This window comes from Deltaproteobacteria bacterium (genome assembly GCA_015233135.1).
Taxonomy (GTDB): Bacteria; UBA10199; UBA10199; order JADFYH01; family JADFYH01; genus JADFYH01.
In genome coordinates this window covers 32,849-58,020 of record JADFYH010000002.1, presented here as the reverse complement: position 1 = coordinate 58,020, position 25,172 = coordinate 32,849, and the positions used below count along the sequence as shown (strand labels likewise).

General features: G+C 48.4%; 11 protein-coding genes. 5 read left to right on the top strand and 6 right to left on the bottom strand.

Features of this window, described 5'->3' with window-relative positions:
* The first annotated feature begins 150 nt into the window (after positions 1-150).
* Positions 151-702: a hypothetical protein gene (locus HQM15_01005; GenBank protein MBF0491345.1), complete on the top strand. Its 552-nt coding sequence runs from the start codon at positions 151-153 to the stop codon at positions 700-702.
* Positions 699-2,918 carry a cation-translocating P-type ATPase gene (locus HQM15_01000; GenBank protein ID MBF0491344.1) on the top strand — a complete coding sequence of 740 codons (2,220 nt, stop codon included), beginning with the start codon at positions 699-701 and terminating at the stop codon, positions 2,916-2,918. The genes HQM15_01005 and HQM15_01000 overlap by 4 nt, the downstream gene beginning before the upstream one ends.
* Here HQM15_01000 and HQM15_00995 read toward each other — a convergent pair.
* Positions 2,892-4,349 (bottom strand): menaquinone biosynthesis decarboxylase, encoded by a 1,458-nt coding sequence (locus HQM15_00995; protein ID MBF0491343.1) that lies wholly within the window; start codon positions 4,347-4,349, stop codon positions 2,892-2,894. The genes HQM15_01000 and HQM15_00995 overlap by 27 nt on opposite strands.
* Positions 4,350-4,491: 142 nt before the next feature.
* Between HQM15_00995 and HQM15_00990 the strand changes: the two genes are divergently transcribed.
* The 3 genes from HQM15_00990 to HQM15_00980 are packed head-to-tail and all read left to right on the top strand — an operon-like array spanning position 4,492 to position 20,090.
* A complete protein-coding gene (locus tag HQM15_00990; protein ID MBF0491342.1) occupies positions 4,492-12,411 on the top strand; it encodes a phosphatidylserine decarboxylase in 7,920 nt (2,639 codons plus the stop codon).
* A 5-nt stretch (positions 12,412-12,416) separates the two neighbouring features.
* On the top strand, positions 12,417-19,526 hold the full coding sequence (locus tag HQM15_00985) for a 1-acyl-sn-glycerol-3-phosphate acyltransferase (GenBank protein MBF0491341.1): 7,110 nt from the start codon (positions 12,417-12,419) through the stop codon (positions 19,524-19,526).
* A 24-nt stretch (positions 19,527-19,550) separates the two neighbouring features.
* On the top strand, positions 19,551-20,090 hold the full coding sequence (locus tag HQM15_00980; GenBank protein ID MBF0491340.1) for a DUF4337 domain-containing protein: 540 nt from the start codon (positions 19,551-19,553) through the stop codon (positions 20,088-20,090).
* Here HQM15_00980 and HQM15_00975 read toward each other — a convergent pair.
* Genes HQM15_00975 through ccoN form a run of 5 tightly spaced genes read right to left on the bottom strand, consistent with a single transcriptional unit; the run spans position 20,087 to position 25,124 of the window.
* Positions 20,087-20,812 carry a sulfite exporter TauE/SafE family protein gene (locus HQM15_00975; GenBank protein MBF0491339.1) on the bottom strand — a complete coding sequence of 242 codons (726 nt, stop codon included), beginning with the start codon at positions 20,810-20,812 and terminating at the stop codon, positions 20,087-20,089. The two genes, HQM15_00980 and HQM15_00975, sit on opposite strands and share 4 nt — an antisense overlap.
* Positions 20,809-22,230, bottom strand: coding sequence for a cytochrome c oxidase accessory protein CcoG (ccoG, locus tag HQM15_00970; GenBank protein ID MBF0491338.1), 1,422 nt, complete (start codon positions 22,228-22,230; stop codon positions 20,809-20,811). The genes HQM15_00975 and ccoG overlap by 4 nt, the downstream gene beginning before the upstream one ends.
* Positions 22,231-22,234: 4 nt before the next feature.
* Positions 22,235-22,816: a c-type cytochrome gene (locus HQM15_00965; GenBank protein MBF0491337.1), complete on the bottom strand. Its 582-nt coding sequence runs from the start codon at positions 22,814-22,816 to the stop codon at positions 22,235-22,237.
* A 14-nt stretch (positions 22,817-22,830) separates the two neighbouring features.
* On the bottom strand, positions 22,831-22,956 hold the full coding sequence (locus HQM15_00960; GenBank protein ID MBF0491336.1) for a CcoQ/FixQ family Cbb3-type cytochrome c oxidase assembly chaperone: 126 nt from the start codon (positions 22,954-22,956) through the stop codon (positions 22,831-22,833).
* A 26-nt stretch (positions 22,957-22,982) separates the two neighbouring features.
* Positions 22,983-25,124 (bottom strand): cytochrome-c oxidase, cbb3-type subunit I, encoded by a 2,142-nt coding sequence (ccoN, locus tag HQM15_00955; protein ID MBF0491335.1) that lies wholly within the window; start codon positions 25,122-25,124, stop codon positions 22,983-22,985.
* Between the last annotated feature and the right edge of the window lie 48 nt (positions 25,125-25,172).

Here is a 25,172-nt window from a genome sequence, read left to right as displayed (position 1 = left end):
AGGGGTGAGGCGTAAAGAGAAAGGGGGGGAGTGAGAAGAAGGAAGTGGGAGGAGGGAAGTGAGAAAAGGAAGAAAAATGAGAAGATGAGAAGTCGTAGAGAAATCTGTTTTTTATTGGCTTTCATGGGTGGCTCTGCGTATTTATAAAGAATGAGAAAACTCAAAAAAATAATCATTTCCTTTATTGTTGGAATACTACTTCTCAGTCCGTTGGTATTTTTTCAAGTGAAGTATGGTTTGCTTGAATTTAAATCCATTTTTTTTCTTCGACAACCTTTATGGTACTCCGTTTCTTTGGGTTTGCTCCTTGTCTTGATGGATTTGGTTTTTCCCCCGCTTGAAAAATTTTTGACAGCCACTTTCAGTTTCAAATACCGCTGGGTATTTTTAGAGATATTGCCTCTGATTTTAGCCTATGGGGGTTCGCTTTCAACGCTCATCTATCCCCATCTGCTCTTTTTTATTCTTTCCATTTACGTCGTGGTGCGTCTCGCATTTTTTCATGCGAAATGGGATTGGTTATTTTTTCTGCTGGGAGCGCTCTTTTTTCCCACCCTTGAAATTATGGGGAGCAGCTTCCATCTGTTGCAGTATTCCGATGCGGATTTTTTGGGCATTCCCTACTGGTTGCCTTTACAATGGGGCGTTCTAGCTTTATCCGCCCGTCGTTTTATTGATGTCATCGAAGCGAGAGTGCAATGAAAAATACTATTTCCATTGAAGGCATGCACTGTGCCTCCTGCGTGGGCCGTATCGAAAAAGCCGTTTCGGCTTTGCCAGGTCTCAAAAAAATCAATGTCGATCTCTTGGGTAAAACGGCTCAGGTGGAGTTTGATGAAAATATTTTGGAAGTTTCGACCCTAAGTCATGAAATACAAAAACTGGGTTTTTCTTCGAGTGTGACCCCCATTGAAACAGCAGTGCATCTGAATCCGCAAGGGGGGCATTTAAAAATTTCGCTTGTTTTTTCTTTTATTTTTTTCATTCCTTTAATGCTCTTGGCGATGCCGGATATTTTTCATGGTCTTGATTTTATCGATTTTAAAATCCGTTTTTTGATTCAGTTTGTCCTTTGTACCCTCATCCTCCTTATTTCAGGCAAACGTTTTCTGGGCGGGCTTTTTCGTTTTTTCTTTCGCCTTCAGGCGGATATGGACAGTCTGATTGGCTTGGGAGTTTTCAGTGCTTATCTCTACAGTTCCACTGTATTTTTTCAATCTCTGCGTCATCCTGCTGTGCCTCTTCATGCACTCTCTTTGTATTTTGAATCGGCGGCGGGAGTCACTTGCTTTGTGTTGCTGGGCACTTACCTGGAATCTCTGGCCAAGGCAAAAACACAGACCGCGCTTTTAAAATTGTCTCAACTTCAAATTCCTCAAGCGAGACTCCTGCAGGGCGATAGAGAGCAGTGGGTGGCAGTGGAAGAATTGAGAGTAGGAGATGAAGTATTGATTAAGCCCGGCGAAACCATTCCCGCCGATGGGGAAGTGATCAAAGGCTTAAGCGAAGTGGATGAATCGATGCGTAGTGGAGAACCTCTTCCTTTAGAGAAAACAAAAGGCGATAAGGTATGGGTGGGTTGTCGCAATGGAAATGGTTTTTTACGAATCAAAATTTTAAAAGTAGCCTCAGAGTCCAGCCTCTCTCAAATGATGGCCTGGGTAAAAGAGGCCTTCGCCTCAAAAGCCCCTGTGGCCAAACTGGCGGACAAGGTCTCTGCTATTTTTGTCCCCCTGGTTTTATTTTTAGCCTTAACTGTATTTAGTACTTGGTATTGGTTTTTTCATAAGCCCTTGTCTGTGGCCCTGCTGCATTTTGTCTCCATTTTGGTGGTGGCCTGTCCCTGTGCCCTGGGCCTGGCGACGCCCACTGCTTTGGTGGTGGGGATGGGAAGGGCGGCTCTGGCGGGGATTTTATTCAAGTCGGGTCAGGCGCTCGAGAGTTTGTCTAAAATCAATGCGTTTCTGTTTGATAAAACGGGCACCCTCACTCAAGGTCATCCCTTGTTGCAAAAAGTGATACTTGCCCCCGCTTGTCCTTGGGACAGGGACAAGCTGGTTCAAATTGCGGCAAGCATTGAACAGGCCTCCGAGCACCGTTTGGCAGAGGCCTTTGGCCAGGCGGCCCAGCAAAAGAAGATGGATCTGTTGCCCTTGGAGCAATTTCGATCTTTCCCTGGAAAAGGTCTGATGGCTGCGTTGGAAGGAGAAAACTTTTACTTGGGCAACGAGGCCTTTTTGATAGAACAGGGTTTAGAAATTTCGCTGCTATTAAAAGATCAATTAAAAGATTTTAGTGATTCGAGTTCCATCTGTTTGTATCTTGCCTCCAGCAAGGGCAGTCTGGCTGTTTTTATTTTGCAAGATTTAGTCAAGAAAGATGCCAGGTTATTGTTGCAGAGTTTAATCCTAAAAAATTATGAGGTGGGAATTTTAAGTGGTGACCGCCTGGAGAATACCAAGGAAGTCGCTGTAGATTTGGGCGTAACTCAGGTGTACGCGGGACAAAAGCCTGAAGACAAACTGCATATCATTCAGCAATGGAAAAAATCCTACGGTTGGGTGGCGATGGTGGGAGATGGCTTGAACGATGCCCCCGCTTTGGCGGCTTCGGATTTGGGAATTTCCTTTTCTTCGGGCACCGAAATCGCCCGTGAAGCAGCCGAAGTGGTTTTGATTCGGCCTTCGATGATGGCGCTTTGGGAAGCTATTCTGTTTTCCAAAAAAACTCTTCAGGTGATCCGACAAAATTTATTTTGGGCCTTTATTTACAATTTGCTGCTGATTCCCTTGGCGAGTGGTTTTTTAGACTGCTGGATTCCCTTTCACCTCACTCCCATGGGCGCTTCACTGGCCATGGTCTTCTCCTCGTTGAGCGTGGTGTTGAATAGTTTAAGGTTGAGGAAGATGAAGATTTAACCTTTCCCATATTTGATCTATTTTTTTCTTAATCTCTGTGTCCATTACAATATCCTCCGGCCATTCACGAGTGTAGCCCTCTTCCTTCCACTTACGAGTGGCATCAATGCCCATTTTACTGCCGATGAATTGCTGAGGGGAGGCGTGATCGAGATGATCTACCGGTCCATCCACAAAAGTAATGTCGCGTTTGGCGTCGATGTTATTGGAGACCCGCCAAACCACTTCTTGGATGTCTTGAACATCCACGTCGTGATCCACCACAATAAAGGCCTTGCAGAACATCATCTGGCCCAGACCCCAGAGGGAATGCATGATCTTAAAGGCATGTCCGGGATACTGCTTTTTGATGCTCAGGATGCAGAGATTGTGAAAGCAGGCCTCGGTGGGAAGATTCATGTCCACCACTTCGGGGAAGGTAAGCTGGACCAGAGGGAGAAAGAGTCTTTCCGTCGCCTTGCCTAAAAATTCATCTTCCATGGGCGGGATGCCTACAAGGGTGGTCAAATAGATGGGATTTTTTCGATGCGTGATTTTTGTGATATGGAATTTCGGGAATTTTTCTACCGGGGTGTAGTAACCCGTGTGATCTCCAAAAGGTCCTTCGTCGACCAGTTCTTCCAGTGGGTCGATATAGCCTTCTAAAATAAAATCGGCCGAGGCGGGAACCTGCAGATCGTTCGTCAGACATCGGACTGTCTTGATTCCTTCTCCTTTTAAAAATCCAGCAAACATGAATTCATCCATTTGATCGGGCAGGGGAGCGGTGGCGGCATAGCTGAGGCAGGGGTCTCCTCCAATGGCCACGGCCACAGGAATTTTCTCTTTAAGTTCTTTGTACTTGTTGTAGTGTCTTGAACCCATTTTATGAATCTGCCAGTGCATGGCCGTGCTCTGTTTATCCAAGACCTGCAGGCGATACATCCCGACGTTTCGATGGCCTGTCTCGGGGTCTTTGGTGATGACCATGGGCAAGGTAATGAATTTTCCTCCGTCTTTGGGCCAACATTTCAAAATCGGGAGCCTGGAAAGGTTTACTTCCTCCATCTCCACCTCTTGGCAGGGGGCCGAACCCACCTCTTTGGGCATCATACTTCTCGCGACGTCCATCATTTTTGGAAGGATTTTCAGTTTCTCCCATATCCCTTGGGGGGGCTGAGTTTTTGTTAATTGACGTATCTTTGTCGCCAGTTCTTCGATGTCTCCAACGCCCAAGGCCCAGGCCATTCGCTGCTTCGAGCCATAGGTGTTGATGAGTAGGGGGAACTCCGATCCTTTTACCCTTTCAAAAAGCAGGGCAGGCCCTCCTTTTTTCATGACGCGGTCAGCTATTTCGCTAATTTCCAAAATGGGGTCTATTTCTTCCCGAATTCGAAGCAGTTCGTTTTTTTGTTCGAGAAAATTAACAAATTCTTGCAAGGAGTTGGGCATTTTTTAACCTTTATAAAAAAAATGAGACAGGATGCATTTTTTTAGCAACTTTTTTTAATAATTGCCGACCACTTCCCAATAGAGGTAGAGGGGCCTGCCCCCTAAAACTAATAACAAGTCAAAAATAACCGAGGATTCCAAAATGGCTATTCGAATTCTTCCTGCTGTTTCTCCTTTTTCACTCCCGGAAAGTTCTGTCAATGCGACTTCTTCTGGAGGAGAGCCTGGTTCCCCCCCACGAAATTTAAGTGTGGTTCCCTTGTTGCCGGCAACAACAGTACCGGCCGCTATTGTGGCCAGAAGATTCGCTTCCTCGGGCGAACAGGAAAACTTGAGAGAGTTTACTCGGGACCGCCTCCATTTCATTCACCAAAATCTTCAGGGCAGAGATAGGCAGGAAGCCCTTTTGATGCTTCTCCCCAGTTTGGTTGAATTGGGAGATGAAACAAAAATTACGGAAATCCTTCAAGGTTTTTCGGAAGAGAGTCGAAGCCTGGCTGTGCCACAACAGCTGCAGCTTAGACGCCAATTGGCTGCCGCGCTTGAAGGCACCTCTTATGCCCAAGGCATTTTGCAAAGTGGTTTTGAGCGGATCACTCAAGTTCTGTCGCATCCCTCTCACGATGTGACCGAACGGGCTCAGGAGCTGATGGCAGCCACCCAATTTCTGGCTCATGCGGCGACTGCGCCCCAAGAACTGCAAGCGCAGGTGATAGGCCAGCTGCTGCATTTGCGCGCGGAGCTTTATTCTGCGGCTTCTCTTTTTTCGGTTTCCGCCGAAACTGCTCTCGCTTTTTTACAGGTCGATCAATTTGTTGCTCACAATGAAACCCTGCGGGAGAGCCTGGAAAATAATTATTTGGCCGACATCGATTTTTTGACGGCTCGCAACCTCAGCGAAACTCAAACTCCAAATCATGAAAAAAGTATCAGTGATTTAGCCCATGAGATGGCCACCGCCACGGCTCACACGGTTTTGTCGATTGGAAACTGGGCACGGAATCACCTTAACCCTACTCAACTGGCCGAACGTCGCGCGCAAGTGACGGAACGGCTGACCCAACAACGCCAAAGGGTTGCGGCCATTGCCTTACACACCATCCAACATTCTGGTCACAGTGCCAGTGTGGAAGCGCTTCGAACCTTATCGCTTTCACGGGCTTCACTCTCTGCACAGGGACAAGAAATTTTAAGAACTCTCATTCGAAATTATGCCCAAACGTCTGTGGGTCGAGATCTTTTTCGTAGAGAATTTTCCGGGCTTTCGCGCCAGGCCTACGGCCGTTTGTCGGAGCAAGCGGTGAACGATTTTGAGGCTTATCTTTCTTCGGGGACGGAGGCTCAAAGGCAAGAACGTCTCAGTCAGCTCGATAGCATCTCAGCCGACACTTTCTTCAGACAAACCCTGATCGCTCATCAACTGGCTCCCAATGCGAACAGCAGTCGTTGCTGGTCCACTCAAAGTTTTCAGAATGCCTCACAGGCCCTGCAGATCCTCGCTTCTTTTGGACTTCAAGACGCCGTTCGGGAATTGGGTGCAAGGGTCTCGGAACAGCTGGCGAACAAAACTCCCAATTTGGCGAATGCCCGGCTTTATCGTGAACTGGCCCAAATTTATACCCGCGTTGGAATGAATAGCGAAGCCTTACAGGCCTTGGATAGTCTCGGAGCACTTTGTGCCGCGGCCGGAAATCGTGGCAGGGCAAGGCTTGGTGCCGAAGAGCAACGCGGTCTCACAGAGCTCGCTCAAGTGCTTCCTGTGCTTCGGATGGAAACCCATGAGCTCACGGCAGATCGGCTGGATCAAATTTCGTCCCGACTAGAGGCCATGGTGCTGCAGCATCCCGAAAATCAACTGGCTCACGAACTGCAAACCCAGGTCAATAGCCAGCGTGCCAGCCTGAGATCGGCCACTCTGCTGCGTGTGCTCGATGTTGCACTCAATCATCAAGTCGGGATCCTTGCTTCCGAAGGGGCAGATACAGCGGAAGCCTTGAATGCGGAAAAAGATTTATTCATCCAGGAAATTAGTCGTCTCACTTCAGCCGAGGCAGAACATCGTTTGACGGTAGCTCAGGCGATGCAAACTTTACTGGGCTCTGCGACGGAAACTCGATTTACTCACCTCAGAGAATTTTTTGAGCATTCCGCCGAGGCGCCTGCCTTTAACATCGAAGCCTCCGTCAACCACCTGCTAGGCAACGAAGATAGGGCCTCTGCAACTTCGATAGGACAACTCGTCTTGAATTTCATCAATGCCAATTCGGTCGCTGGTCTCTCTGCCGTGCAGGTGAATGCCAATCTGGAGGCCTTCACCTTAGAGCTCTCTCATTCTCGTTTTAACGCCGCGCAGGTTTCTTTGTCGCTTTGTTCTTTGTTGCAAGAAAATGGGGCCCCAGCCGATCAGGTTTCAGGTCTTCAAGACCTTTTGCGCCACCGTGCCCAAATGAATGGGGTGCTTTCCAGTGCCTCTGAGATGCTGCCCATTCATGGGGAGGCCAGTGTTTGGTCGAATGCCTCTTTCCTTTTGCCTTTCATGTTTGGTGGGCTTTTCTCTGCCCGAATCGGTGCCAGCTTAGGGGGGCGTTTGCTTTGTACCCTGGCGATGAAGGCCGGCGAAGCCGCAGTGTTCGTGGGTCTGGAAACCGCCCTCGGTGCGGCCCAGGCCTATCGTCAAAGCAGGCACGATCCGGCGCATCATCGACTCGCCTTTCAAAATTGGCGTCATGAGAATTTGGGGGCTTATCATCTTTCAAAAAAATATCTGTCGAACCTGGTGATGTTTTTGGCCTGTCATGGGCATGGAGAGCTGTTTGGTTCACGGATTATCAAACCGTTAAGATCAGGTGCCGTGCGTTTGATCGACTCCTCTGCCTTCTCTGCCCTGGCTCAGCGGGGATTGGTGCATTCCGCCGAAGCGGGTTTGGGCAGTGCCAACTTTGTGGGTTCTACTCTGCTTGGATTTTTAACCGCCGACAAAGCGCAAGAAGCCGTAGGTTTGCGAGAACACGAAGAAACCGCCTCCTGGGGAACCTGGCTCGCCGGAAAAGCAATTGAAGCGGGGCAGATGGACCTTGCCGGTCGCATCACTGGGCATCTTCCCGTCTTGGGACCTTTAAAACACCGCTGGGAAGCCATTCACCACATGAAAGAGACTCTGCCTCGATATGGAAATCTTTTTGAGCGATTAAGATTAGACCCTCTTTCTGCGGACGGTGGACGCATTTTGGCGGTGCTGCATGGGATAGAACAGGGAAATGTGCCGGCCTATCGTCAGAATTTGCAGCTGGATATTCATGCGGCCTTAAGCCCTGAAGAAGTCGGTCAAATTTTACGCGAGCGGGTGGCCCTTATTGATGAAGTGTATTCGCGAGAAATGGGGAATCTTCCTCTGACTACTTTTTCTCTGGATGAACGCACACGTATTATCGCTGAAGCGCTGGAATATCAGGCCCGTGGGCATTCGCTGGAAAATTTGATTGAGCAAAGTCATAATTTTCATTTGAGTGAAGAAGAACGGAGCCGATTTTTATCACGCAGCATGAATGGTGGAATTCCTGCGCAATATTTTGCGCAAATGCATGCCTATCTTCAAAATTTTTCTGGCACGGAAGCACGGGAGATTTTTAATCGTTTTGCAAAATCTTTGGTGAGTGGGTCTGCAAGCTTTGTATTACGTGCCACCCAAATTCGTCGTTTGGAAGGTTTTGTGGAACTTTTAAATGCACTCGATGTTTTACACGCGCAAGCTTCTCATCCTGCCCGTCTAGGTGTCGCTCATCGCGAAAGCGTCAGAGTGCCTTCCAAAGCCGATTTGCTGCGCATGGCCTTGAGAGAAAGATTAAGTGCAACGCAGGCTCGGGATCTTTCTGCGCGGCATCAAAGAGATGAAGTGCGTGTGGCCTTCGATGGGGATGCCGTGCATTTTGTGGAGACGGTCTTCCCTTCTCCTCGGGGAGAAGCTACCTCAGGGGCAGAGGAGGGGAGTGTGCAATTGGATGCCAATCCGATTTCCAATTCTGATGCCGTGAATCCCAATTCAGAAGCCCTTACCTCATCCGCCTTACAGGCACCTTCCCCTCAAGGGGAAGGAAAATCTAATTTCCCTCTCCCCTTGAGGGAGAGGGTCAGGGAGAGGGGCGCGTCAGCCGGTCAATTTTTAAAACAATCCTTGGTTTCTGTTGCCTCGGTGGTGGGAGTTTTTGGATTTACCCATTTGATTCAACCCGCTGAGGCCCAGGCGCAAGAGTTGCATCCCGTTGTAGCGGAGACCACTTCTGCCTTGACCCACTTTTTACAAAACGCGGGGCATTTTTTGCTGGCCAGCACTCCAGGGCACTTGGTGACTCTGGCTTTGGTGGGGGGGATCGCACATCTGGTGAATCGTCGTCGCCTGGATCGCAGAAAAGGAAATGCCGATTGGACGCCTGAACAAAGAGAGAGCCAATCCAAGTGGAATAAAATTGAAGCGGGAATTCATACGGGATTGACCATGCTCTCTACCTCAGCGGGTTTGGGAGGAATTATAGGGTTAGTCCCTTCTTTACTCAGTGGCTTCATTCATCCTTTCACAAAAGGTTCTTACCGCAAGTTTGGTTATGCCGCTTTGCTTTTAGGCGTGTCTTCTATTGCCACCAAAACTTTGGTGTTAGGCGAGTCTCTTGTTTCTCAAGTGCCTCATCTCCTCACCTTGGGGGCAGGTCTGGCGGTTGGAGTTTATCGGCATCTGTGGACAGAGCGTCGTTTGGAGAACACGGCCTTGTTGAGCGAATGGAACCATCCCGGAGTGAAGGGCCCTCAAGACTACATGCCTACTCATCCGGAACTCCAAAGCGTAGACGGATATAGGCATACTGTAAATGGAGAGAGTCGATTAAAAGTAGATGATTCCACCTGGCAGCAAGATTCCCTCAGTCGGGCAACTGAAGAGCATATGCTTGGAGACGAACACACCGGGCAATTTTATGAAGCGGTACAATACGATGCCCAGGATGCCTGGCCGAGAGAGTTTGTTCGTTTGGGGGATGTCAAAGATCCCAAATCCCGCCTCTTTCTGGCTGCCAATCATTTTTATAACGAAAAATTGGATGCGCCTGCCCTCACGGCCGCCTTGGAGCAGCTTTGTTCTACCGTGCCAATAAGTAGAATTTATGACGAGGTTCGAGATGCTTTTCCTGGTTTATTGTCTCAAATGTGGGGTGAGAAGGCTTTGCATAGTTTGCGTGCAATCTTGGTGAAAAAATTTAAGATCGAGCACGACGAACGTTTTAACTGGAAAGGCATTCGTACCTTTAACGATTTCTTCACGCGGGCGCTGAAGCTGCCCGAAGGCGGATTGCCGGTTCATCTGGGTCAGGCTCATCACGATGGAGTTTTAGATTGGGTGGCGCGCGGTGAAAACTTGTTGGATACCGGTGTGCGCCTTGCCGGTAAGGCGCCGGTGACAGAAGCAAAACCAAATGGAGATGCCTTTTTAAAATTGCGTGAAGGGTTGGGGGAGAGTACGGCCGCCAAATTTGCAGGCAGGTCGCTCACCGCGATGGCAATTTATCTGTCTCCTAAAGATTATCATCAAACGTTAACCCCTGTTTCCGGAGAAATCGAAAGTGTGGAGCTGATCCCCGGTGTTTTACAGACGGTGGATCCTGCCTTGCGTTTGGAAAATGCGGTGGAGAATCTGGATGGCAGAGAAGGCACTCAATTTCAAAGTAAAAATCATCGAGTAGTGATCACTATTAAAACTCCCAGGCATGGCCGTGTCGCGATGGTTTGCACCTCCGCGGCCCTGGTGTCTAGCTCTCGTGTATTTCCTAAAGTGGGGCAAAAGGTGAATGTGGGTGAACTCATTCATGAATACCGCTGGGGCTCTCACAATACCCTGGTATTCGAAACCGAACACTTTGCTTTGGCGCATGATTTGGTGCCTGGAAACGAGGTATACGTGCGAGGTACCGAGCCACGCCATCCGGATGGAAATTTAAAAAATCCCAATGGCATCACTGAATTGTTTGCCCCGCGTGAGGCTTTGAGGCTGGGAGTGGATGAAACTTATGACCCCGCTGTGCCCTTGAGTGCAGAGAGAATTTCTAGCGTTTTTATCCTACGCGAAGCTTCTCCAAAGGAGCTTCCAGGCTTGTTTGCAGCTGCAAAGGCGGAGATTAATCAAATCGAAGCAAGTCCCCCCATCGTCGAGGGGTGGAATCATTATCAATCGGTCTACCATTGTTTGAGGCTACTGAGTCGCTCTTTAACTTTACCTGAACAGGCCCTAACTGCGTTGTTTAGGGAACTTGCCGTTAAAGTTGAAAATCCTGAAACTTTTCACGAATTAGAAAAACTAGAAGGAACAGAACTCGAGGTTGCCTGCAGTCAATTGCGCGCAGAAGTTTATGCGAAACTCAATGCAAGTGGCGCTGGTTATCGATTTGCGGTGGAGGGTGAAAAAGATCCCTATCCTCATGCCGATCTGCTTGATGGACTTGCCGAACATTTGATTCGTCATCGAATTAGAGAAGAGGCGGCAAAGGCAGCGCAAGCAGCCACTTCAGAACGGGGAGGAGTCTTAAAGGCCTTGCCTGCCATTTTGGCTTTGGGGGCTTCTGCCTTGCTGCGTGCAGGGGATGGCGAAGCTCATCCTTTGCAGTTTGTGGCGCTGCATTCTGCATCGTTTGGTGAGAAGTTGTTAACCTATGGTTTACCTGCTGCTTTAGCGTTAGGATTGCTAGCCCTTGTAGGGCCTCGTTTGCGTGCTCATCAAGCAAGAATGCGACAATTTGAAGCGGGTCAAGTCGCGCTTGCAAAGATCTACGAGGATGCCGCGAGAATGGCGAGATGCATTGCACGAGGAGAGATTGAATGTCACGCTTTCGTGGATTTCCCCGCCTTGGGTGAGTTGCCTACTACTCAAGCGTTGGGAAATCCTTTTGAACATTTGGGTGAGGGGGTTCATCGAAAAATTTATTTGGATATTGAAAGACAAAAACTCACCTACGAATCTAAATCCGGCTATAGGCCAGCAATTGAAATTTGGCGCGAGTCGGGCACTATTTTTGTCCAAGGGCTTGAAGGTAAAGTCTATCATTTTAATGTCATAGAACCTGGCAAAACTTTGGCAGGAGCTAATCCTGCTGAACTGGTCCGCGTGCAAAATCCAGATGGAAGTGTCGAGTTTAAACGGCATTTCCAATTTTCGGTGAAAGTAGGACCCGCAGATATCACTTTTGATGTTGGACCTAGTTTTTCAAGTAAGCAAGGAGCTGGCGTTCCCCAAAGAATTTCCGATATGCCCGCCCCGGCTGTCGCTACAAGCGATAGAATAAGCTTGAATCCACTATCATCAGCAAGACGTAGAGCTGAGGCATTTGAAATGCAATTGCCCTTGGCGGTTCCAACAGTTGAGGCTTTACCTGAACTTCCTCCCTTGGACCCCTCGTTTGAATTTGAACGTGACCCTAAAAAAAATTATGTGATGGCTGAACCTCCTCCAGAAGCTCTTCGAGGCAAAAGGACGATATTTAATCCACACAATGGCGAGTATGTTGAAGCCGATGAAAGAGTAACGATGATGGCAGCAGCCGAGCGGAGTAGGAATAGCACACAGCTTGAGGACTGTGAACCTACTGAATTAGTGGAGAGGGGTGGAGATGGGATGCCCGTCGTTCGTAGTCTTACGGGTAGCAAAGGCAAAGCTCTTCTGATTGCCCTGAGTGTAGCTTCTAGCCTGGCCTCAGAAAGATTACTCCATTATGCCGCAGAAACTTTTCCGAGTTTGGCCGCAGCGGGGGCTCATTTTTTACATGGAGCCGATGGGGTGCAGGAAGCGGGTCTGCCACTGGCACTTGTGGGTGTTGCGGTGTTTTTAGTTCAGAGGGGGGGCAAGGGTGTCCTTTCTAGAATGGGTGTAAGATTTAAAGCTGCTCATCCTTCAGAGAAATTGTTAACAGGAATTTTCCAAAGTGCGGGTAGGGGGGTGAATGCAGGCGATGAAATCCCTGCGGTTATTCCCCGTATGAACCGGCACAAAGTCCTGCAGTTCCAGCCCCCACCACTGTTCGACAATTAGATTTAATGATGAGTGCTGCAAAAATTCCTGCTCAAAGTCTGGCCTTTTTGAGGGGGCGTTTAGAGGTCCTGGCAAGAATCCCAGATCTAGCGATACGCGAAGCCGCCATGACCCATTTTATGGACATGGTTCATCGCATAGAACAACAAGGGAAAAGCGAAAAACTGAATGCCGTGCTTACCCAGATGCCTGCAGTAGATTATGCGCTGCTGAACGGCAAGGCGCAGAGGTTAAATAATCTTTTGGACACAAGTTCTAATGAACTGGGAAGAGATTTTAGTGAGTGGGCGGTGGCCTCCCCTGTTTTAAGAGGATTGAAGGCTTTAGGGGATGGCGCAGCCATTGACGAAGCTTTGCGACGACTGGATTTCTTTCCTGAAGAACAACGCCAGGCGATGGCTGAAAATCCACACGATTTAAGTGAGCAGGATTATCTTCTGCTTTTATCGGAACCCGGTTTGAGGGATGAGCCCGCCACCCAGCAGCTCAGGGCTGCGGTGGAACATTTTTATACCCAGTTAGAGGCTCTAAAAAATCAAGCCCCCAAGGCGAAAGATAAGGAAAAATCGGCAAAAGAAAACCCCTTGGATGCCTTTGAAAGATGTCTTGTTAAGCTTGAATCTCCCAATGGTTCGACCCCTCCTAATGGAGTAGATTATAAAGCGGAGTTGGCTCTTTTTCAAAAGGCCATGAAGAACTTCTTGGAAAATCCCCTTTTAGCCCGACGTTTGCAAATTGCGAAAATTGAGTTGAATCTTTTGCGCAGGGCCTTGCTGGGCATGCCCGCAAAGCAGGTGGCGGAGCGTCTAAATTCTTTAAAAGAGAATACCGATTCTTTTGCCGTGAGAAGTCAAAGAGGAAAAAACGAAAACGAGGTTCGTACTGAACTTCATCGAAACATCCTTGCCTTGGAAGTTTATGCCAAAGAGATAGAGAAGGCCCGCCGAAAAAATCAAACGAATATTGCGGCCCAGGGTGAGTATGAAAAACGTTTGGAGAGTATTATTGCAAGCCTTGGTTTTGATTTTTGGGATTCTTTTTCTGGGCTCGCAGACACCGCTCAGTTGCCGGAGGCAGCAGCTGCCCTGGCGGATTATGCCGCTGATAAAAGAGGCTTGTTGGAAAAAACCAAGGCAGCTTTTGCTGCGGCACAGGAGGCGAATGATGCCTTTCATGCAGATCACGATGCCTTCAAACAACAAAGTTTTGCAGACGATTTTCAACTGCAACTTTTGCAAATTGAGGGTTATGTCGGTTTAATTCCTGAAGCAGAACAAAAAATAATAGAGGCAAAGATTGCGCGTTATGAGGCGCTTTTGGTTCGTTTCAGGGGAGTTGCTTATGGCCAAGGCAAGGCCGATGGTGTCCATTATAATCGTCTGTTGGAGGCCTCTCTCAAGGCCTTAGAAGAGATTCGTCGGGATCTGAAGAGATCTTTACCCAAGGGGACGCCTCTGGGTGCGGTCAGCCTTCTCTCTGCTCCTTATGTAGATAAGTTAAGCAAGCTACAAGGCATGCGCAAAAGTCCTGCAGAGAGGGGAAAAGCTTATTGGGAAACCGCAAGGGCTTTAGGGCCTTTGTTAAGGGTCTTTCTTCCTCTTATTCCACGCATGAGTAACGCAGAGGCCAATGCGGCCAACCATCGAACTTTTTACAGACTGGCTCAGGCAAAATTACCCAGGATCTTTGAGGCGACGGGAGTGAGTTACCGGGGGCCTTGTGAAGTGGAGCATATTTTATCTCGTGAAGGAAGCATCCATGTCATGAAGCACAGCAGCTGGTGGGATTTTCTTTCTCTCGCGATTTACATCGTTCACATGATGCGTGGGAAGGTGGGTTCCATTTTGGGCAAAGACGGACTCATGAATCTTCTGCCAAAGCCTATTGCGCGAGTCTTAGAGCCCTACATGGTGCCGGTAGGAAGCAGACCCCATGAGTACGATGGCGCGGTGACGCAAGTGGTGCAGATGGCAGCAGAAGGTTATCCTGCAAATGTTTTTGATGAATTGACCATGTCGGTTGATGCAGAACCTCTGGGCTTTTTGGGATTGCTCCCTTATCCTCCCCACTCTTCTGTAATCAGTTTACCGCTGGGGGGAAGGTCTTTTATTATTGCCAGAAGACAAATGGCCCGTACGGGTCGCATGCCTTTGCATGAAGTCTCAATCCCTCTGGGTGCCTGGTCGCGTATGCCAAAGCCGGATGATTTCGGTCTTCACCATCCCGCTCAAGTGATTACGGAAAGCACTGTATTCCCTTCTTTGGCCTTAAGCAGCACAGGCGGGCATTCTGCCGCCAATTGGGTACGAACCCTCTGGCTTCGAATGGGCCTGAATCCTCAAGGCTGGCCTTCCCTGGAGAGGACCTCACACCAAAGGCACATTGTAAATCATAGGGCCCCTTCCAGCAATGACGCTGTGGAAGTGCATTTGAGAACCTTGGCTTGTTATCCCACTGAAACACGAGTTGCAGCGGAGCGTGCGAACCTGGAGGCCCTGCGCGCGGATCATGCTGCAGGTCGTGTGACTGCGGAAGAACTGGCCTTGGCCGAACAAGCCTTTGCAGCCACGCTAGAGTTGCAGCAGCAATTGCAGCCGAAAGGAATAGTTCCGAGAGATCCCCCTGCTGCAGGCAGGGGAAGGGGAATCGCAGGGATTCTTTCGAGTTTCGGTTTGGGGGCGGTGCTGATGTTGCAGGGATGCAATCTGGAAGTCCCCTTGGCTTTGGGAGCGGCTGCCCTTGTGGGGGGTCTATTGGCGCTCATCAGGGGGAACTCTTCTTCGAAGACAGAAGGTACAAAAGCTGTAACCCCATCTCATCCTATCGGTCGTACTCTCAGCGCGGAAGAACTTCCCGAATCGCTTCAAAGCTGGGCAGGCGTTCGGGGTTCAGGATTTGTCTCTCATGAACCCGTGGCGGATTCTCGAGGGCTTGCTCAGGCCATCGTTCAGAATTTGCGAAATACCTTGGGAGAGAACGCCACTCAAATTACGGGCTACGGGTCTTTCCCCTTATTCAGCAAAGGGAAAAACGAGGCGATTCATTTGCGGGATGCCGACAAAAAACCGGATTATATTCTGGTGGTTCGAGATACCAATGAGGCCATTGCCAGCCTGGGAAGGCAGTGGAACTGGAGCCCAGAGAAAATCGCCGAGATGCAGGAGCACGCGCGTTTCAGCCCTGAAGGGGAACATCAGGGTTTTACCTTCTTTAACAGTGATATTCTGGTTCCAGGATTGGGACCTGTGGCCTTCAAATTTTCTTTAGTCAGTGAAGCGGCTTTTTATCATTGCAATGAAAAGGGCAGACCCAATCTGGAATACGCTCAAATTCGTCTCAAAGATCATAACCCCGATTTTGCCCTGCTGCATTCATCCGATCGCGAGCGTTTCCTCACTCACTTGCAGAGAGTTCGTGTGGCGATGTGTGAAGATGCACTCATTTCTTTGGGCAATCGGCAAAGCTTTACGGGGAGAGAATTGGGCGTCGAATTTTTCAACGCCTCTTACCGTCGTGAGGGCTACCGTTTTTGGGAGTGGACTAAAGGCCGAGAATTATTTGAATCGCGTCACAAACTTACGGCCGCATTATTGGTGGAAGCCTATCGCAGCATTGCAGAACGATATTCCTTAAGAATCTTGACTCGTACTGTGGATGGCTCCAGGTATGAACTCGTTTCTCCTACTCAAATTTCTGCCTCAAATATTTATGATATAAAATTTATTAGAACCCGAGATCTTGAGTTGCCTCGCTTATCTAAGATGGAATTTCTGCGATTTCTTTCTCGAGGCTTCTGGTCTTACATCAAACATGGTCTGCCAGGGAATCGCGTAGGGGGCGCGTATTATGTTCAACCGAACGATCAATACGCGGGTAGAAAATACCGTGGTAAACTGAAAGACAGGGCTACAGGTCAATATCGCACGAATATTGGATTGAGAGATTTCAAGGTTTTGATTCAAGGCTGGTTGCTTTCTCATCCCCTTATGAGGCAGATTCCCGGGCTGGGGCCCATCCTGAAATTGATTGGCATGGATACCTGGCGCGTGCCGGTTTATTATCCGGACATGAAGGTGTTTATCAATGAGCTGCATGCGAATACCAGCAGCCCCTTGCACCTGGATAGCGCTGAACACGCTTACCTCAGCCGCTTTTTTGCTTCCGATCCCAAATTATTACACCGACAAAATGCCGCCTTGCTGATGCCCCTGGTGCAAATGATTTCAGAAGAAGAGGGCGTTGCTCGCAGTGCGGCAATTAAACTGCTGGCCCACATCGGGCGGGTGTTACCGCTGCAAGAGGCCTCTATTCGTTCTTTGATGGAGCTGGTCAATCCGCGTGATTTATCTGAGACCTTGTTATCCTCTGCAGCAGCTGCAGCAGAAAGACTTGCGGAGCAGGCTTTGAATGTTTTTCCGTCCATTGAAAAGATTCAAGATTTTGAGAGAAGAACTTTGGAGGCAACAGATCTTAGGCAAAGAGACCAATGGCAGAAAAATCTCGATTTATGCACTTCTCAACGCCTGAGTTTGCGGCTGCTCGAATTGGATTCCCGCCTGAAACAGGAGCTGGGGCAGAACACGGCCTTAAGGCCCGAAGTTCGAAAAAGTCTGAGACGCTTCCAGCGCATTATTCAATCCAATCAAAGATTGCTCACGAGTGTACGAGAAAAATTGGCTCGCAATGAGGCACTCAATTTGGCCGAGCAAAGTTTTCTGCGAAAGGCCGGTGCTGTTTTGGCAGGTCGTCAAAACATCGAAGGCCGCGATCACATCCTCGAACAACTCGATTGGTATTTCAGAACACAGGATGAAGGTTCCGATTTCAACCGAGGTCTAGTGGAAAAACAGGATGCCTACTACGCATTGATTGAAGGCTGGAACGAGAGAAGAAAAAATCCTGCCAATCCTGAAGCCAGACAACTTCATCCCAGTGAAGACCCTCGCTTTGAGCAGTGTTACAACGACTATCGCATTGCCGTGGAAACCTTGCTCAACCTGAATGGAATCTTGCCTGAGAGTTTTGAGGGGGATTTGTTTAGAGACATCGTGTTTAGGCGAGAAGGGGATACGACGATCATCGAACCTCGCGGATGGAAGCCCAGCAATGAGTTCAGCGTGAGACGCCTGGCGCGTTTTTTCTGGACGGACACCTTTAGGGGTTCAGCGGGTGCGGCTTATAGAACGATTGGTTTGGTGGCTCCAGAGCACCATCAACGGCTTTACAATATGGTGCATACCACCTGGATGTATAGAGGTCTTGCTAGAATCAATACCAGGGTAGTGCTTCATGGCACAGAAAAATTGGTGGAGGCAACACGCCCTGCGGTCATACTTCCCACCCATGACTCTGGTCTGGAATTTTCTGCGGTTTTAGGCATACTCCACGACTACAACTTTTTTGCCTATTATCTGGCCGATGAAAAGTTCTTACGTCCCCCCCTTAGTTGGTTACTGAGGGGGATGAGAGAGATGGGGCATTTTTTCGTGAATCGAAAGAATCGTGCCGAGGCTTTAAAATCAATGGTTGCAGCGGGGCACGAAATAGGCAGTAGCAATAAGTCTCTGATCGCTTTTCCAGGCGCGACGCGAAATCCCATTCGTTACAATGAGAAGAGTGAGCGGGAGGAAGGTCCTATTTACGGGGCTAAGTCCGGAGCTCTGGCAACATTGGATGCAGCCAATGAACATCGTCCTACTGTAGGCATTCCGATGGGATCAATTGGAGGGGGAATTATTTATTCCAAAGAAACCTTCAAGTCTTTAGCGAAAGGCGCAGCGGTTGGCCGAGAATATCATGTCCATTTTGGTGACCCTATTCAACCCGAAGACTTACAAGGTCCAAACGGTGAAACGACGGATGAAGCCCGTCGCCATGCCTTTACAGCGGAGATTGATCGCCAGTTCCATGACCTGACAGGCCGGCCCATCGCGGCTCCGGCGGCGAGTAAAGATAAAAAGGCGAGTAAGAAAGGTAATGGTGGAGGAGGAATGCCCCCTTCAGCAGGCATCTCCGGTCTTTCGGTTTTGGCCTTAGGGGCCATGGGTTCTATTTTGACCAGTTTTACCAACACCGAAAGTTTGGGCCTAAAGGCCTTGGGTTTGGGAATTTTTGTCTCAGTAGCCGGAAAAGAAGTTTGCGATCATTCCTTCTGGCCCAAACTGCGGCAGAGTTTTGTAAATAATGCCCGGGCAAGAGGGGTGGATGTTTCCAAGGTAGATGTTTCTGGCCAGGCCTTGGCCCCGTTGGTGGATATTTTGCGGCAGGGGGGGGTGGATTTTAGAAAAAATCGAAAGATCCTGATTCCCAACGCCTTGACTGCCTCTGCCATTGTTTCAGCCCTGGGTGCATGCGCGGCGAGTATTGCGCATAGTCCCCTCTTAACTTCATTGGGTCTGGGTTTAGCGCCTTTGCTGGATGGGATTGATGGCACTGTGGCTCGAAAAATTGGTGCAAGCTCGCGTACAGGAGAATGGGCGGACGATTTTGCAGACAATGTCGTGAATGGCGCTATCGTAGGCACCCTGGCCGCCGCACATTTGGCCAATTTGGGTTATCCCATTTTGGGAGTGATGGTAGCTGGGGCCTTTACTTTGGGGATACGCCTGCGTTTGAGTGTGTTCAGACTGATTTCAGATAATCCTTCTTTAAAACCTAAGGAAGACGCCTTGGGGAACCCTCATTATCCCCCCACTTATTCAGCGGAGGGTAAGGAAATTTCCAGAGGATTTTTAGGGGTTGCCTCGCCGGTAGCGGCGATGTCGGTTTTAGGCCTTTATAACAGTGTGCAAAATTCTCCTTATCTCTTTTTTGGGGGCTGTATGCTGACGGCATTTTCTTTGGATGATTGGATGGCCCGAGGCAAACTTGGCAAGGCCCTTTCCTTTAGGAGGGCTGCGGCCTACGCTTTGCCGGGAGGAGCTTTGTCGGTTTATCACTTACTCACGGATACTCCTCTGGATACCTTGCATGCCGTGGTGGATATGGGTTCCAGCGCGGTGGCTTCCTTCACCACGGCCTATATTGCAGAACCTTATGCGAAGGCAGCTTGGAGAGGATTGAGAAAACTTATTTCCAAAAGACTTCCAAGTCCTATGAATGGATTTGGGGAATAGTTTTTCTCAGAAAGGAAATCTTCTATGGAAGAAATAGAAATCCCCACCGAACATCTGCACGAAGAAATGCAGCATCAAGCGGAAGAAGTCTACAAGTCGAAAGAAAAATGGATCTTGGGAGTTGCTCTGAGTTCCGCACTGTTGGCCGTGTTTGCTGCGATTAGTTCGCTCATGGCGGGGCATTATGCGAATGAGGCGATGATTCTGCAGATGAAGTCTTCGGACCAATGGGCCTTTTACCAGGCAAAAGATACTCGAATTGCCATCTTGCAAACCAAACAGGATTTATTGGCCGGTCTTAGGTCTCCTCCGCAAGAGGAAGTAAAAAAGCTTCAAGAATATCAAAATGAAAAAGAAGCGATTCGTCATGAAGCTGAAAAAACAGGAAAAGAGTCTGATGTTTCTTTCAAAATCCATAATCGGCTGGCAAGGTCGGTCACTCTTTTTCAGATTGCCATCGCCATTGGAGCCATCTCGGCCCTTACCAAGAAAAAGCCATTTTGGCTGTTCAGTATTGTTTTTGGGATAGGGGGGATTTATTTTTTATTCAGATCTGTTTTCTAGTGATGATGCAAATTACAAAACGGCATGTGGGGATGGGAATTACTTCCCATCAGAGGCAGGAGTTTTACAGCCAAAGTGAATAATCCGATGCCCAGCAACAGCAGCGCGGAAATTTTGGGAGATTTTTTTTGCAGGGGAATGAACAAGGTTTGCAGCAGATAGGGAGTAAGGCTCATGGCGGGTAAGGTGCCCAGCCAGAAAATAAATAAAAAGAGGGCGCCATAAATTAAACTCTGAGTGGCAATGGCTCCCAGTACGAAAGAATACAGCCAGGCACAGGGGAGGAAAACCGAAAGTAGTCCGGTGACTCCTGCCTCATAAATGAAAAAACTGTTTTTCTGTTCGGGAGAAAAAAAACGGGCAGCAGAGGCTTGGTAGAACTTTGCAAGAAAAGCGGGCATTTTAAAAAAATGGTTTTCACCTCTCCACGATCGAAAGGCCAGATAAAAAAAACTCAAGGCGAGCAGACAGGCACTGAGCAAGGCAATATAAATATTCCATTTTGAATTTAACAGTTTTTCTCCCAACAGGCCCGAAATAGCGCCCAGCCCCAGATAACCGAGCAATCTTCCCAGATGATAAAAACAAAGTGAAATTTTGTTGCGAGAGACCAGCGTCACCAAGCCTCCGCACATGCTTGCGCAATGCATGCTTCCGGCAAGACTGCTTATCAGAATAGCGAGGGGGACAAAGGTTTTAAAAGTCAGTTCAGTAGAGTTCATTGAAAAGGTCCCATCAAAGTAACATCCTTCCGTTGAATTTTAAATTCCGAATCTTCTTTTTCAGGTCGGAGTAAAATTTGAATTGAATTCACTTGGCTCATCAAAAGGGTTTTTGGAAATTTGATAAAAAAATCTGTTTTGGTATTGATTCCCGCTTCAATCAAAACCGGATTTGAGACCGTGATTAATTCTATTCCTTTTTCCTTCCAGCCCTCTGCCAAGTCCAAATTTATTTTTATGGGGTGAAAACTCTCGTTTGAAAAGTTGATACGGAAATGATTGATGATCAGGCTTTTCCCATTTTCCTCTATTTGCTGATAGGGAGTTTCCTTGGCTCGGAGCAACATGGCATTGAGAGTTTCTCTGCGACTGAGGGTGTATGCAAATGCACTCAGCAAACCCAATAGTAAAAGCACATAGACAAGAGTGCGTGGTCGTATCCATGGAATGGGTTTAGAGTTTTTCAAACGACTGATACTGTCGTAGCGAATTAAACCTTTGGGTCGTTCTATTTTCAGCATGACCTCATCACAGGCGTCGATACAAGCCGTACAGGCCACGCATTCCAACTGTAAGCCCCTGCGTATGTCAATTCCTGTGGGGCAAACCTGTACACAACGATAACAGTTGATGCAGTCTCCTTCTTTTTCTGCGGACTGACCCCGTCTGGGTTCGCCCCGCTTCTCATCATAAGCCACCGAGATGGAATGAGAATCCATGAACACCGATTGAAAGCGGCCGTAAGGACAGGCGATGACACAAAATTGTTCGCGGAACCATCCAAAATCAAAAAGGACAATTCCCGTGCTAATAGCCATCACCAAAAATGGGGTAAAATTTTCACTGGGGGAGCTTCTCATCATTTGGAGTAATTCATCGCTGCCTACAAAGTAGGCCAAAAAACTGTGTGCAAGGAGTAGTGAAGCCAACAAAAACAGAAACCATTTTATACTTTTTTTGAAAAGTTTTTGGAGGCTGAAGGGGCCTTCATCCCTCTGTTTGCGCGAGACAGAATCTCCTTCAACCCAGCGTTCTATTCGACGGAAAACCCCCTCAATAAAAACAGTTTGAGGACAAGCCCAGCCACACCAGACACGACCCAACAGACAGGTTAAAAGGGCAAGGCCTAGAAAAAGGGTGGCAAAGACAAAAAAAAGCATGGGGGCATCGTGAGCCCAGAAGGTGAGCCCAAAAATGGCAAAGCGGCGATGGGGAATATCCAGCAAGAGCAGCGGGTGGCCCTGAATTTTTATCCAGGGTAAAGCAAGAAAGAACACTATCAAAAAAGCATGGAGACGAGTTCTCCATTTTTGAAAAACCCCTTTTACCTCCGCTGGATACAAATAGACGCGGTTCCCTTTTTCGTCGGTAGTGCTGAGGCGATCTGGAGGAAGGTCTTTGGGGTTGAGGGAGCCCATAAATTTACTCCTCCACTTTTTCTCCCTGCGGGGCCTTGGGATTTGCAGGATTGGAGCCTTTCAAAGACTTTACATATACCACCACCTGATTGAGCTCATCGGGTTTTAATATTGCCCCCCAAGTGGGCATCCCTTTTTCTTTTACTCCTTCTGAAACTACCTTGAGGATATCCGATAATTTTCCTTTTCCATGGATCCAATACTCATCGGTTAAATTTGGGCCAATAATTCCCTGTCCTTGAGCGCCATGACAGGGGCTACAATTTTTTTCAAAAACCGCTTTTCCTTGAGCCACCTGTTTTGTATCGGCTAGCAAGGCTTCCAGTTTTTTTTCATCGATGGGCCCTTCTTTGGGGCGGCTGGCCAGAATTTTTAAATTATTCTCCGCTTTTGCCCGATCAAATTCTTCTTTCAAAGTTCGACCATTTCCTAGAAAATAATAATTCATGTAAAAAATCGCAAAAATAATGGCCAGATAAAAACCGGCGAGCCACCACCTGGGTAAAGGATTGTCCAGTTCCTTGATTCCATCGTATTCGTGATCGAGGAGCAATTTATCTTCTTGATTTTTTTTTGGATCATCCATTTTAGGCTCCAAATCTATTCTAAGGGAAGCTTGGCCAACTTTTGATAGAAATCTTTTGTGTCCTTCCGATAGACCCAAAAGAGGGCCGCGAGGAAGAGGAATAAAAAAATCAGCATTCCCACACAAGGAAGCCAGGTCAGAGGAAAGTGAGAGAGCGTTTCGCGGATCATAAATTGCCTCCTGGTTTGCCTAAGCGTTGAAGGTAGGCGATGAGGGCGATAATTTCTTTGTCTTGCATATTTTTTTCTCCTCCCTGATTTTCCAGCCCCAGCGCAATCTTCGAGGCCTGACTTTGCGCATCTTCTTTCGCATTTTTAATTTCTTCTTCCGAATAGGGCACACCCATTGATTTCATAACTTCCAGTTTTTTAGTCAGGATGTCTTCGTCAATTTTCTGCGAGTAAAGCCAGGGGTAGATAGGCATAATAGAACCTTGCGTGACCGCACGCGGATCTCTCATGTGCCTGTAATGCCACAGGTCAGGATATTTTGTTCCGACACGGGCGAGGTCGGGTCCTGTGCGTTTCGAACCCCATTGAAAGGGATGATCATAAGCGGATTCTGCAGGTTCAGAGGCTTTTCCGTAGCGCAATTCTTCGTGTACCAAGGGTCGAATCATTTGGGAGTGGCAAAGATAACAACCCTCTCGAATGTAGAGATCTCGCCCGGCAAGTTCCAGAGCGGTGTAGGGTTTTACAGGAGTGGACGCGTCCACCATTTGATTGGCCATTAAGGTGGGAACCAATTCAATAAGGGTTCCCACCAGAATTGCTGCGACAGTCAGTATGGCAAAGATGGAGGGCAGGCCTTCTAACATGCGGTGAGGCTCTTCCTCAAATACCTCCGGAGCCGTTCGGCTTGAGAGCGCATAAGCGGTATGAACTTCTTCGCTTTGATCGGCAGGAGCTGCTGCAATCGTTTTGCGAAAATTATAGAGCATGAGGATGTAACCGAAGAGGTACAGCATTCCACCAAAGGCCCGCACCCAATAAAGGGGTGTAATGCGAATGACCGTTTCAACAAAATCCGGATAAACCAGGTGCCCTGTGCCATCCACCGCACCCAGCATTAAGCCCTGGGTAATACCAGACGTCCACATTGACAAGAGATAGAGGATGATTCCCAGAGTCCCAAACCAGAAATGATAGTTGGCCAGTTTGACGCTGTAAAGTTTTGTCTTCCAGAGTTTGGGAACCAGATAATAAAACATCCCCGAAATTAAAAAAGCGTTCCACCCCAGGGTGCCGGCATGGACGTGGCCGATAATCCAATCGGTATAATGAGCCAGCGAGTTGACCGATTTGATTGAAAGCAGAGGCCCTTCAAAGGTGGCCATTCCGTAGAAGGTCACCGCTGCTGCCAGAAATTTTAAAACCGGATCGGTGCGTACTCTATCCCAGGCTCCACGCAGGGTGAGTAGGCCATTGATCATCCCTCCCCAGCTGGGGGCCCAAAGCATGATTGAGAAAACCATTCCCAAAGTTTGAGCCCATTCCGGCAAAGCCGTATAGAGCAGGTGATGGGGGCCTGCCCAGATATAGATAAAAACCAGGGACCAAAAATGCAAAATAGACAGTCGATAGGAATAGACAGGACGATGGACGCCCTTGGGGATGTAATAATACATCAGGCCCAAAAAGGGTGTGGTGAGAACAAAGGCCACCGCATTGTGCCCATACCACCATTGTACCAGGGCATCCTGCACGCCTGCGTAGATGGAATAGCTTTTAAAGAAACTGACCGGGATCTCGGCCGAATTAACAACATGCAAAACGGCAACCGTGACGATGGTGGCGATGTAAAACCAGAGGGCCACGTAGAGATGTCTTTCGCGTCGTTTGAAAAGTGTCCCAAAAAAATTCACTGCAAAGACGACCCAGACTACCGTGATGGCAATATCAATGGGCCATTCCAGCTCCGCATATTCTTTTCCGGCTGTGAGTCCCAAAGGAAGAGTGATTGCGGCAGAGACAATGATGAGTTGCCATCCCCAAAAATGGATTTTGCTCAAGGTGTCGGAGAACATTCGTGCCTTTAAAAGACGTTGCGTGGAGTGATAAATCCCCGCGAAGATTCCGTTTCCCGCAAAAGCAAAAATGGCCGCATTGGTGTGCAGAGGTCTCAGTCTGCCAAAGCTGATCCATTGAAGGCCTAGGCTGATTTTCCAGTGAGCGAGTTCCAGGGCTGCAAAGATTCCGGCCAGCATGGCCACAAAACCCCAAACCAGGGTGGCAAGGATGAAAAATTTTACGATGTGATCGTCGTAACTGAAACTTTCTAATTTTTGATTGGAACTAGTTTCTGACATTTTTTTTCCTTTATGCTCCCCTCTCCCTTGAGGGGAGAGGGTTAGGGA